Annotated in this window: 10 protein-coding genes; 6 read left to right on the top strand and 4 right to left on the bottom strand. The window is 26.9% G+C overall.

Translation table 11 applies throughout. From position 1 onward, the window contains the following. Positions 1-37: 37 nt before the first annotated feature. Together rpe and rnc are read right to left on the bottom strand one after the other, a co-directional pair. Complete coding sequence (rpe, locus tag GQX97_RS04510; protein WP_157150746.1) at positions 38-691, bottom strand: ribulose-phosphate 3-epimerase; 654 nt, start codon at positions 689-691, stop codon at positions 38-40. A 29-nt stretch (positions 692-720) separates the two neighbouring features. Then, complete coding sequence (gene rnc, locus GQX97_RS04505; RefSeq protein WP_157150745.1) at positions 721-1,410, bottom strand: ribonuclease III; 690 nt, start codon at positions 1,408-1,410, stop codon at positions 721-723. Between the two features lie 137 nt (positions 1,411-1,547). Between rnc and obgE the strand changes: the two genes are divergently transcribed. Beyond that, positions 1,548-3,584 carry a GTPase ObgE gene (gene obgE / locus GQX97_RS04500; protein ID WP_157150744.1) on the top strand — a complete coding sequence of 679 codons (2,037 nt, stop codon included), beginning with the start codon at positions 1,548-1,550 and terminating at the stop codon, positions 3,582-3,584. A gap of 47 nt (positions 3,585-3,631) precedes the next feature. Here obgE and GQX97_RS04495 read toward each other — a convergent pair whose 3' ends face one another. Beyond that, entirely contained in the window at positions 3,632-3,823 is a 192-nt protein-coding gene (locus GQX97_RS04495; protein WP_157150743.1) for a putative motility protein, read from the bottom strand. 273 nt (positions 3,824-4,096) lie between these two features. Here GQX97_RS04495 and GQX97_RS04490 point away from each other — a divergent pair, with 273 nt between their 5' ends. From GQX97_RS04490 to GQX97_RS04470, 5 genes are all read left to right on the top strand, one after another. After that, positions 4,097-4,870 carry a hypothetical protein gene (locus tag GQX97_RS04490; RefSeq protein ID WP_157150742.1) on the top strand — a complete coding sequence of 258 codons (774 nt, stop codon included), beginning with the start codon at positions 4,097-4,099 and terminating at the stop codon, positions 4,868-4,870. Positions 4,871-5,162: 292 nt separating this feature from the next. After that, positions 5,163-5,942, top strand: a complete 780-nt coding sequence (locus tag GQX97_RS04485) for a hypothetical protein (protein ID WP_157150741.1) — start codon at positions 5,163-5,165, stop codon at positions 5,940-5,942. 134 nt (positions 5,943-6,076) lie between these two features. Further along, complete coding sequence (locus tag GQX97_RS04480; RefSeq protein WP_157150740.1) at positions 6,077-7,165, top strand: sialidase family protein; 1,089 nt, start codon at positions 6,077-6,079, stop codon at positions 7,163-7,165. Positions 7,166-7,201: 36 nt separating this feature from the next. Continuing rightward, entirely contained in the window at positions 7,202-7,624 is a 423-nt protein-coding gene (locus GQX97_RS04475) for a hypothetical protein (protein WP_157150739.1), read from the top strand. Between the two features lie 186 nt (positions 7,625-7,810). Further along, positions 7,811-11,203, top strand: coding sequence for a DUF4132 domain-containing protein (locus GQX97_RS04470; protein WP_157150738.1), 3,393 nt, complete (start codon positions 7,811-7,813; stop codon positions 11,201-11,203). A gap of 80 nt (positions 11,204-11,283) precedes the next feature. Here the strand turns inward: GQX97_RS04470 and GQX97_RS04465 are convergent, their stop codons facing one another. Continuing rightward, a complete protein-coding gene (locus GQX97_RS04465; protein WP_157150737.1) occupies positions 11,284-12,354 on the bottom strand; it encodes a M42 family metallopeptidase in 1,071 nt (356 codons plus the stop codon). Positions 12,355-12,486: the final 132 nt, after the last annotated feature.

Here is a 12,486-nt window from a genome sequence, read left to right as displayed (position 1 = left end):
TAAGCCTTTTTTATATAAAAATAATTATAATAATTTTTTAAAAGTTTTTTAATTGTTTAATAGTTTCTTTTTTATCTTTGCTGTCTATTATGGCACTTCCTGCAATTAGTAAATTAGCTCCTGCTTTTATAACATCTCTATAAGTGTCGAAATTAATTCCTCCATCAACGGATATTATAATCTCTCTTTGTCCTATTAGCTTTTTTGTCTCTTCAATTTTTTTAATTGAATATTCTATAAACTTCTGACCACCAAATCCCGGATTAACAGACATTATAAGAACATTATCAATATCATCTATAATAGGCTCTATAACATCAACTCTTGTATGAGGATTAAGAACGACTCCTGCCTTTATATTATGAGCTTTTATTTGCATTATTAATCTATGCAAATGAATATTTCCTTCATAATGCACGCTAATTATATCGGCACCAGCCTTAGCAAAATCATCAATATGCTTTTCTGGATTTACTATCATTAAATGAACATCAAGAGGCAAAGATGTAATTTTTTTTATATCTGCTACAATTTTAGAACCGAATGTTATTTGAGGAACAAAGCTTCCGTCCATTATATCTAAATGCAAACAATCTGCTCCAGCTTCTTCAAGTTCTTTTATAGTGGATTCTAAATTAGCAAAAGATGCTGTTAATATAGATGGTGCTATCATTATTTTATTTTTATTCATTGTTTTATCCTTTTTATATTATATATTTTTTATATATTTTCTATTTCTTCTAATGCTTTTTTAGCAGCATTTATCTCTGCTTCTTTTTTGCTTTTTCCAGTTCCATAGGCATACTTTTTTGTTTTTACATAAACTTCTACTCTAAACATTATATTATCATTTTCACTATATTCATATGATTTATATGTTGGTGTAATTTTATATTGTTTTTGCACTATTTCTTGAAGTATTGTTTTATAATCTTTGTCAAAATTGTTAATGTCTAATTTATTTAATATATCTTTATAAACCCTCATAACGAAGTTTTTTGTGTTTTCTAAATTTGAATCTAAATATATTGCTCCAATTATAGCTTCAAATAGATCTTCAAGCATATTATCTCTTTCTCTTCCACCAGAAGCTTCTTCTCCTTTTCCAAGCAAAAGAAAATCCCCAAGCTTTAATTTTCTTGATATATTAGCTAAAGTATTTTGAGAAACTAAATAAGATTTAATTTTTGATAATTTCCCTTCTTTTATATTATTATATTCTTTATAAATATGTTCTGATATTATGAGAGAAAGCACAGAATCCCCTAAAAACTCAAGACGCTGATTATATTTCATATTTCCATTTTCATTTGCAAAAGTTCTATGAGTTATAGCTTCAAGGAGATAGTTTTTATTTTTGAAATTATATTGCAAAACTTTTTCGCAATCTAATAATATTTTATTTATCATAATAGATTTATGATACAATGAATATGAAACTAGTCAAGAATAAAATATATATTTTTTATTGTATGATTGATAAAAAGTTATTTTATAATATAATAGTTTCTTATCAAAAATAGTATAAAAAGATAGGTAATATAAAAATGGAACAATTTATAGATGTAGTAAATTTTGAAATAGAGGCAGGACATGGCGGAGCGGGCTGTGTAAGTTTCAGACGTGAGGCACATGTACCTATGGGGGGGCCTGACGGAGGCAACGGTGGAGAAGGCGGCGATGTAATAGTAAGGGTTGATGCAAGGATAAACAGTTTTGGAAAGATAAAAAGCAGAAAAAGATTTAGAGCAAGAGACGGAGAGCCGGGAAGGGCAAGACTTAGTGATGGAAAAAAGGGGGACGATGTTGTTATAAGAGTTCCAATAGGCACTGTTATTTATGATGATGATACAAATAATATATTAGCTGATTTACTTGAAGATGGGCAAAGCTTTACTGTTGCAAGGGGTGGCAAAGGCGGAAAAGGAAATAAATTTTATGCTACTGCTACCAATCAAGCACCAGACTATGCTCAGCATGGTTTAGACGGTGAAAAGCTTAATATAAGATTAGAGGTAAAACTTATAGCTGATATTGGTCTTGTAGGCATGCCCAATGCTGGTAAATCAAGCCTACTTGCAAGACTTACAAGAGCGAATCCAAAAATAGCATCGTATCCTTTTACAACGCTTACTCCCAATTTGGGTGTATGTTATTTGGACTATGAGAGAAGTTTTGTTATTGCGGATATACCGGGTATTATAGAAGGAGCTAGCGAAGGTGCGGGGCTTGGTCTTACTTTTTTAAGACATATTGAAAGAACAGGTGCATTATGCTTTGTGATAGATTTAACCGATGAAGATGTAGTTGATACTTATAAAAAACTTAGAAACGAATTAAAACAATACAGCAAAGAATTAATAAAGAAAAAGTCTATAATAGTATTAAATAAAACTGATATGCTCGAAGAAGATGAAATAAAAGAAAAAGTAAAAGCTATAGAAAAGGCAGTAAAAAAAGAATATAAGAACAACAAAGAGACTCATTATGAAGAGCCTGAAATATTCGCTTTGTCAGTATTCAGTTTAGACGGAGAACTTCTTGATAAGGTAACAAATGCATTCTATAAGGCAAATGAAGAGAGATACGACAACACAAAAAAAGAAACTAAAGAGTCTCTTTTACTTAATAAAAATAAATCAAAATTAAAAACAAAAAGAGTATTCGGACCAGTGGTTTCAAAAAGGCTTGGCAATTCTTTGGGGATAGATGTTATACCTCATAAAACTTGCTCTTATAATTGTATATATTGTCAATTAGGTTCTGAAGAAAATACTAAAACTAATCTTGCTAATTATTATTCTGTTGATGAGATAATATACGAATTAAAAGAGGCTTTGCTTAATAATAAAAATATTGATTATATAACATTTGCAGGTTCTGGAGAGCCTACATTATATAAAGATTTAAAAAAGTTAATTTACGAAATCAAACAAATAACAGATATCCCAGTTTGCATCATAACAAATGGTTCTTTGCTTTATAAACAAGAGATGCGTTCTAATTTGCTTATGGCAGATTTAATTATACCTTCTCTTGATGCCGGCAATATGGATACTTTTAAGTTAATAGACCAACCAAACAAAGAAATTGATTTTGATAAAATGGTTAATGGACTTATAGAGTTTAGAAGAGTTTTTGAGGGTGAGTATTGGCTTGAGGTATTTTTGCTTAAAGGAATTAATGACAGCGAAGAAGAGCTTGATGATATAATAAAAATAGTAAATAAAATAAAACCTGATAAAGTTCAGCTTGTTACAGCTACAAGAAGAACTGCTAATGAAAAAGCCAAGGCACTAAGCGATGAAGAGATGGAGAAAGCTAAAAAATATTTTAATGCTCACTGTAGTATTGAAATAGATATTCCAAGCGTATCAGATAAGGCAAAAGGAAACACTAAAAAAATCACTGAAGAAGATATAGTAAATTTTTTAATGAGGCAGCCTGATACTGTTCATATGATAGCTATTAGTTTTAATGAAGATGAAAAAAGGGTAGGCGAATTATTAAAAAAGTTAGTTGAAAGTGGAAAGGTGAGAGAAGAGATAGTTAATGGTGTGCTCTCTTATGCTGTAAACATTTAAAAATATAAAGGGTACTATAATTATTATAGTACCCTTATTTTTTGATTTTATGCATATACATTCAATCTTTCACCAACACCAGGTCTCATAGGCTCTGATATAGCTTGAGGCTGAATTGCACTAGACATAATTTTCTCTATGGCTTGAGCTTGCATATCTGTAGATTTTCTTATCATGCTCAAAGAAACATCTTGTTTTAATGCAGCTGTAGAATAAGAGTTATAAGCAGAAATATCCATAAAAAATCACCTCCGTTTTTTATATATTTTATATAAGTAAAAACCTATATATAGTAATAATTGTAAATAAAGAATAATTTTTATCAATATGATTTTTATAAAATTAAGAAAAATAAAACATTATGGAATATATTATGTTTTTTATTCTTACTTTTTTTATACATATAAAACTTCTTAATAGATATTTTGTATATAATAAAAAATTATTATGAAATTAATTGACTTTTTTTTCAGTTATGTTAACATTGCGAAAATACTTTGTGGAGTTATGTTATGAAAAAATTACTTATATCTTTAATGATGATTGTATCATTAGGCGGAGCTTTGTTTGCACAGAATATCGGTGAGAAAACAGGAAATGCATTTTGGGATTATATGCATGGCAGGAGTTTATTTGGTATTAACTTTGGTCCTACATTATATGCTGGTATTTTTGATAATGTAAATACTTCTCTTGTATATACTTTTGATATATATAAAATATTTACATCTGGAGGAGGAGATACTGCAGTAGGAAATTTTAATTCAAGTCATTATGCTTTTGGTTTAGGTTTTAGTTATGATTTTGCCCCTCTTAATTATATGACAGTTGGGCTTGATATTGGTTTTTCTGTTGGAGAGCTTAAATCTGGAGTAGATAGAATAACTTTCAGCACTATTCCTTGGTCTTTAAATGTTAAGTTTTTCTTTTGGAAGAATGCGCCTTTTGGCTTTTTCTTATCCCCAAGAATAGGTGGTACTGCTTTGAGAGTTAACGGTTATGGTCCAAATATAGAAGCTACTGGTATTACTAGCTTATATTCTCATGGAGGTTTTTATTTATCTCTTGAATTGGGTTGGAGAATACAATTATTCCCTAAAACTGGTGCTAATTGGCCTGTACAGGTTGGTATAGATATTTCTTTATTTGATTGGGGTTATTATGTTGCTCCTTGGACTTCACCTATATTTGAGATTCCTCAATTCTCTTCTCTTTCAGTATTGAAAGTATTTGCTAATATAAGAGCTTTAATACTTCCTCGTATAGGTATTACTTTAAGATTCTAATTTTTATATTAAAAACTAATAGCCTGCATGCATATTTTTATGTGTGCGGGCTTTTTTATACCGAAAATTATTATATAAAAAATTATAAAAACTTATTTTTTAATTATGAATAAATAAATTTTATACATCAATAACAATTATTCTGCTGATTTTCTTTCTATACTGCAATTAATAAAAAGATAAATATTTAATGAGTTTTATACTACTCCAAAAAATAAAAAATATTATAAAAATAATTGACTTTTTGTTCGCTTATGGTAACATTATAAAAAATAATTTTAGGAGTTATCTTATGAAAAAATTACTTATATATGTAATTATATTTTTATCGTTGAGCATAACTTCATTTGCTCAGAATATTGGTGAGAAAACGGGAAATGCATTTTTAGATTATATGCATGGCAGGAGTTTATTTGGTATTAACTTTGGTCCTACATTATATGCGGGTATTTTTGATAATCTTATAAATGTTTTGAATATAGATCAAATAGTTACAGCTGGAGGAGGAGATACTACAGGACAAGATTTAAGAACAAAGCATTATGCTTTTGGTTTAGGTTTTAGTTATGATTTTGCCCCTCTTGATTTTATGACGGTTGGACTTGATATTGGTTTTTCTGTTGGAGAAATTTCTGGAGGAGGAAATAAAATAACTTTCAGTACAATTCCTTGGTCTTTAAATGTTAAGTTTTTCTTTTGGAAGAATGCTCCTTTTGGTTTTTTCTTATCTCCAAGATTTGGGGGTACAGCTTTGAGAGCTAATGGTTATGGTCCAAACATAGATGCTAATGGTGTTACTAGTTTGTATTCTAATGGTGGTTTTTATTTATCTCTTGAATTAGGTTGGAGAATACAATTATTCCCTAAAATGGGTGCTGATTGGCCTGTACAAATTGGATTAGATATTTCTTTGTTTGATTTGGGTTATTATGTTGTTCCTTGGGCTTCTAGTATATTCAATGTTCCATATTTCTCTTCTACAGAACCATTTGCTTCTTTAGCTAGAAATAGTATTTTCGCTAATGTTAGACTTTTGGTGCTTCCTCGTATTGGTATTACTTTGAGATTCTAATATTTTGTTAAAAATAAATAAATAAATAAATAAATAGCTCGTATGCATATTTTTATGTGTACGAGCTTTTTTATTCCGAAAATTATTGTGTAAATATATTTATTAAAAAATTATAAAAACTTTTTTAGTTAATTATGAATAAACAAATTTTATACTACAATGAAAATGAATATCCTGCTTTTCCTTCCATAGTGAAATTGGAAAAAGATAAATATTTAGTGAGTTTTAGACTTGCTCCAAAAAATAAAAAAAATTATTCTCATCTTCATTCTTTAAGTAAAGCTATTGTATTAACTTATTATAAAGGCAAAATAATTAATACTACAGAAATAGCTAAAGAAGATGATGCAGCAAAACAAGATGTACAGCTTTTTAGAATAGATGATAAAACTATAATTGTCTACTATTTTAGATATACTTTTCACCCGCAAAGCGAAATTGATTTATTAAAAAAAAATACTTTTTTGAAATATGATAACACAATAGCATTGTTAAGCGGCATAGGATACTCTATTAGTTATGATAATGGAAAAACTTTTTCAAAGGTTAATACTATTGTATTAGAAAATGGAATGAAGAACTTTGCTGTTAGGGGAAGCATGGTAAAAGTAAATAATGAAATACTTATGCCAATATATGCCCATAAAAAATATATAAATAAAAATAATTCTAAATATCAATGCTATATTATACATACTAAAGATTTAATTAACTGGGATATAAAGAGTTTTTTGTGTGAGACTGAATACAGAAAAATTGAAAATAAAAAAAGCAAAATAGAATATGTTGAGCCTTCGCTTATATATCATAATAATGTATTATGGGCATTTATAAGAACGCATGTTAATGATGAATACGCTTTTACTTCTTTAAGTTATTCTATTGACAATGGAAAGAGTTTTACAAAACCGCATTTTACGAATATTAAAGGCTATCCTTTGCATCCTTTGAAGATTGATGATAACAGAATTTTATTAAGTTATGGATACAGGTTAAAGACTTATGGAGTGAGGGCGATTTTATTAGATGACTTAAATGAATTAAAAAACTATTATGATATACAAAAAAAAGAGATAATTATAGAAGATAAAATGAAAAGTACTGATTGCGGTTATCCTTGGTGTGCTAATGACAATAACAAAATATATTGCGTTTACTATGGTTATGATAATAATAAAGATAAAATAAGAAAAATATTTTTGAATATATTTACTTTAGATTAAAAATATAGTAGACTTTGTTTAGTAGGAGAGATAATTATGGACGATAAAGATATAATGAACCCTGAAATATATGAGATAAAACCAGATGAGTGGGAAGTTATAGAAGATGATAAAAATATTAGCTATAGACTTCTTGCTTATAAATTATCATCTTGGAGCGAGGATACTCATTTAATAGTAAATGTTAATAAAGAAAATAAAACTATTATAATTAATTGGAACAGTAAAGATTTTGTGTTTCCTTCTCATAAGGCTTTTTTTAGGTTTGATGATGATTTGCCTGATAATTTAGATTGCAAGGCTACTGAAGATAAACTTTCTTCTATTGTATTAGACAGTAATTATGTTTATGATAATCTGCTTAATCATAAACTTCTTATAGTGAGAGCATCACTTGAAAAAAGCAAAACTACAAGGGTTTTTAATATTTCAAAGTTTGCAGAAGTTGTAAAAAAGTAAGTGATAGTAAATAAATATTTTTACAAATAAAATATAATGGCTTTTTAATTAAATACATATTTCAAATTTTTCATAAAATATTTTAACTATAATGCACATAAAGGCAAAAAATATCTTAATTTATTATTTACTTTAAAATCATTTATGATATAACTTCATTATTAATCATTATAATAGAGGATTGTTATGGATTTAGAAAAGAAATTGGAAGAATTTTATAGAGATGTAAGAATGCCTATGAAGCAGGCTGAAGCAAGTACAAATTTTACATCAATACCTATTTGGGGACTTTCATTAGCTTATAAAATGAATGATATAATTAAATGTTACTTTGAAATAGAAGAAGATAATAAAGAATTAAAAGACAGATACAAACACTTATTAAAAATATATTATTATAATGAACATAAGAAAAAAGATAACAGAGAAAGTTTTGTAATTCCCCATTTAATATTATTTGGAAATTTAGAAAAAGCATTACAAAATATAAATTACAGCACCTATGAATCAGATAAATGCAGACAAATGTATTTTCAAAGACCTATACATAAAATATTTGAATTATTAAATCAACATTTTAATAAAGAGTTTACTGAATATGTTAATAAATATGTAGATATAATAAATTCTAAAGATGCAGAAAAAACATTTAAAGATATGAATAGAGATGCAGTTATACCATTATTTGCATTATGTGCTATGGCAAACACTGAAGATAAATATGTAGACATTATTATCAAAGCATTAGATTATATGCCAAATAAACTTGATGCTTTAAATGTTATTGGTCCTATTATAAATAAACATAAATCATTAAGAGATAAATTTGTAGAAATAAATGATGACTCTTTAATTATAGATATTAGTATAGAGTTTGGACACTATTTTCATATAGTAGCTTTTTCAGATAAAGATAAAATGATTGATAAAATATATAAAGAGCTTGATTTTCCAAATTATTTTTCAGTTATTGCTAAATATTTTGAAGATTATTTTTATATAAGTAAAGTACATAACTTCAAAAAACTTTATTTAAATGATAAAGAGGCTTTTTATAAATTATATAATCTTTTAAAATTAGAAAAATACATAACAAGGAGAAATATAAAAATCATATTTATTTTATTTAGTGCAATTTTATTAGAGCATAATGATAATAATTTTGATTTAGAAACATTTAAATTATGCTATCAAATAATACCTAGTATAATTTTAAAATGCTTAAAAAAAGAAGGCAAAAGAGATATTAAGAAAATATCTGATAATATTAAAAATTTAGAAGATGTATTTGATAAAGATAAAAATAAAACATTTAATAATTTAATAGACTATTTCACAGGAAAAAAATCTTCAGACATGCTTTACAGATTTAGAGCAACTTATCCTGAAATTAATTTAAATACAGATATAATGTATGTATTTGCATTATTTAATTTTGAAGATTTATGCGAAGAGACAAAATCATCAAAAAAATTCTGTATAGATGTATTAAAATATTTAACTATACAGCTTGGAATTAGAAAATACATAGAAACTCAATATGCCCTAACTTCAAAAACATTCAGAGAAATTGTTGATTCGCTTATAAATAATGAAGAATTAAATATAACATTAAAAGAAGTACTTCTTTCATACTATTATGATTATGGTAATTACTATGGGCCGCCTCCATCATTATATAATGATTTAACAGATGAAAAAGATAATACAAAAACTTTAAAAGATTTATTAATAGAAAATTACAGTGAAGAATTAAAAAATATATTAGATGATACAAATTTCATTAAAAAAGAATTAAGCAATGAAAAATTGGCTATTTTAGATATATTAAAATGGGCATACAATCCTAATTTCAATTATAATAATTTTGAATTAGTTTATACAGTTCTTGAAAGCACTAAAAAAGTAGAAGTTAAAAGAGTTTGTTTAAAACTCATATCTAATAATGAAAATATAACAAGGGAATATGTTGAAAAAGCTATTGATAAGGTAAGAGCTTCAGATTTAAAAGGAGCTTTAAAAACAATACTCAAAAATTGGAACTTAAAAAAATACGGAGATAAATTTAATAATGTTGATGAAGCAATTGAATTTATTAATACATACTATAATACAAGCTATGAAAACAGTATTAAGTTTTTAGAAAATATCAAATTAAATAAAGTATTATATAAAAATGGAAATGAGGCAGATGAAAGAATCATTAAATATATTTTAATGGAGTATATGAATCTAACAGAGCCCGCAAGACTTAAAGACTGTGATATGCTCGCTGATTTATTAGAAACTAACTCTTTTGAGAAAGTATTAAATGATATATTCGATTATTGGAAAGATACTAATTATGATAGTAAAGAAAAAAATATATTAATGCCTTATTGTATATACTCTGATAATTCAAAAATTGATGCAGTATATACATTAATAAAAGAATTTGCTAAAGGCTCAAGAACTATATTGGGAGCATTTATTGTAAAATGTATTGCATTAAACGGCAAAAATTATGCTTTAATATTGATTGATAATCTCACAAGAAAAGCACCTACTGCCAAAATTAAAGAAACAGCAAACGAAACTATGAGAAATGCTGCAGATATTTTAGAGATTTCTACCGATGAACTTTCTGATATAATTATTCCTGATTTTGGTTTTGACAGAAAAGGAAATAAAGTTCTAAGTTATGGAGGGGAGGCAAAGAGAACATTTACTTTAAATATAGATAATAATTTAGAATTAACAATTAAAGATGATGAAAAAAATAAAATTATCAAATCACTTCCAGCACCAAACAACAAAGATGATAAGAGAGCGGCAGATTTAGTTAAAAAAGAATTTAGTAATCTAAAAAAAGAAATAAAAACTTTAATACAATCTCAAAAAATAAGACTTCAAAGAGTTTTAATGAACGGCAGAAAATGGAGTTATGAGAGTTTCAAGAATGTATTTGTTAATAATAGCATCATGAATATATTTGCCTTAAAATTAATTTGGGGTGTTTATGATGATAATAATAAATTAATTGAAAGCTTTAGATATATGGAAGACGGCACTTTCAATACTTCCAATGAAGAAGAATATAAACTTGAAGATACAAACAAAAAAAATATTAGTTTAGTTCACCCTATGGAATTAGATGAAAATACTTTAAATAAATGGCAGCAGCAATTATCAGATTATGAAATTACTCAGCCTATAGAGCAGCTTAATTTTACATCTGAAACTTTTGAAACTATAAAAGAAAAAGATATTCAAAATGATGAGCTAACTGTATTTGATGGAGTAACCGTTAAAGCAGGAACTTTGATGTCACTTGCAAATAAATATGATTTTGCAAGAGGAGAAACAGAAGACGGCGGAGGCTACAGTGAATATATTTTGAAAGATAGTTATTTACAAATTTCAGTGCATATTACATTTGACTATATATATTTTGGAATTGAGCCTGATGAAGATGTTAATTTAAATAATATTATTTTCTATGATGAAAGCGATGAACTTCAGCCTATTAAAACCAATCCTTTAAAATTAAATCAAAGGTTTGTTAATTCTGTTTATAATATAGTAAAGAATAATATATAAAAAATAATAAAAAGTAGTGCACAAAAAAGGTATTAAATTTTTTATAATTTAATACCTTTTTATAAATTGTCTATAAAAAATTAAAACTCTTTTATTTTTTCACTATTTAAAGTTTTTATTAATGCCTTAGCTATCTCTATAGAAGAAACTACATCATCATAAGAAGCATAACAATAATGACTATGAGCATATCTTGTAGCAACACCTAAAACAACGCTAGGGCTTCCAAAATTAGTTTTATGATATATAGCTCCATTAGTAGAGCCTTTTTCACGTACTATCACTTGATGAGCAATATTGTTTTGTTTGGCTATATTTATAGTATATTTATTTAATCTAGGGTTTGTAATCATGCCTCCGTCTATTATTCTAAACTGAGCACCTCTTCCAATAGCTCCATGTGCTCTCTCTCCATAATAAAAAGTATCATCAGCAGGAGCACCTTCAAAAACTATAACTAAATCAGGCTTTACCTTGTTTGCAGCAACAGCAGCACCTCTCGCCCCAACTTCTTCTTGTGATGTCATCATGCCAACTAAATTAACATCTAATTTCTCGTCTTTTAATGCTTTTAATGTTTCTATCACACATACAGCACCAACTCTGTTATCTATAGCCTTAGCACAAAAACTTTTAGTTCTATCATCATATCTAAAATCAACGTCAGGCACAACAGGGTCGCCTATACATATTCCAAATATATCTTCTGTCTCTTTTTTACTTCTAGTGCCCACATCAATATACATATCTTTTAATGTGGGCAATTTTTTTCTGTCTTCATCAGTCATAAAATGAGGCGGCTTTGAACCTATAACGCCTTTAACAAGTTCTCCGCTTGATGATTTTATCACTACAGAATTTGATACAATGTTTGGTATGTGCCATCCTCCAAGAGGTATAAAAGATAATGTGCCATTTTCATTTATATGCTCTATCATAAAGCCAAGCTCATCTATATGGCAGTCTAATCCTACTATAGGTTTAGTTTTATCAATTTTTTCTAAGCCTAAATACAAATTATTAATAGAATCTCTTTCACTGTTTATAAAATTTGCTTTTTCTTTTATAATATTTATTACATCATCTTCAAAACCTGATGGTCCGAATGCGTTTGTTAAATCTTTTAATAATGTTAATATGCTATTATCCATAAAAAATCCTAAAATAAATTTTTGATTAATAATAAATCATTTAAATAAAATATCAATATACTATTAAAATAATGAACATTTAGATTGTTTTTATTATGATTATGCTATAATATAAAACTTAAAAAATTAGGT

The organism is Brachyspira sp. SAP_772 (assembly GCF_009755885.1).
Classification (GTDB): domain Bacteria; phylum Spirochaetota; class Brachyspiria; order Brachyspirales; family Brachyspiraceae; genus Brachyspira.
Note: the sequence above shows the minus strand (reverse complement) of the source record. Positions and strands in the feature narration are given on the sequence as shown.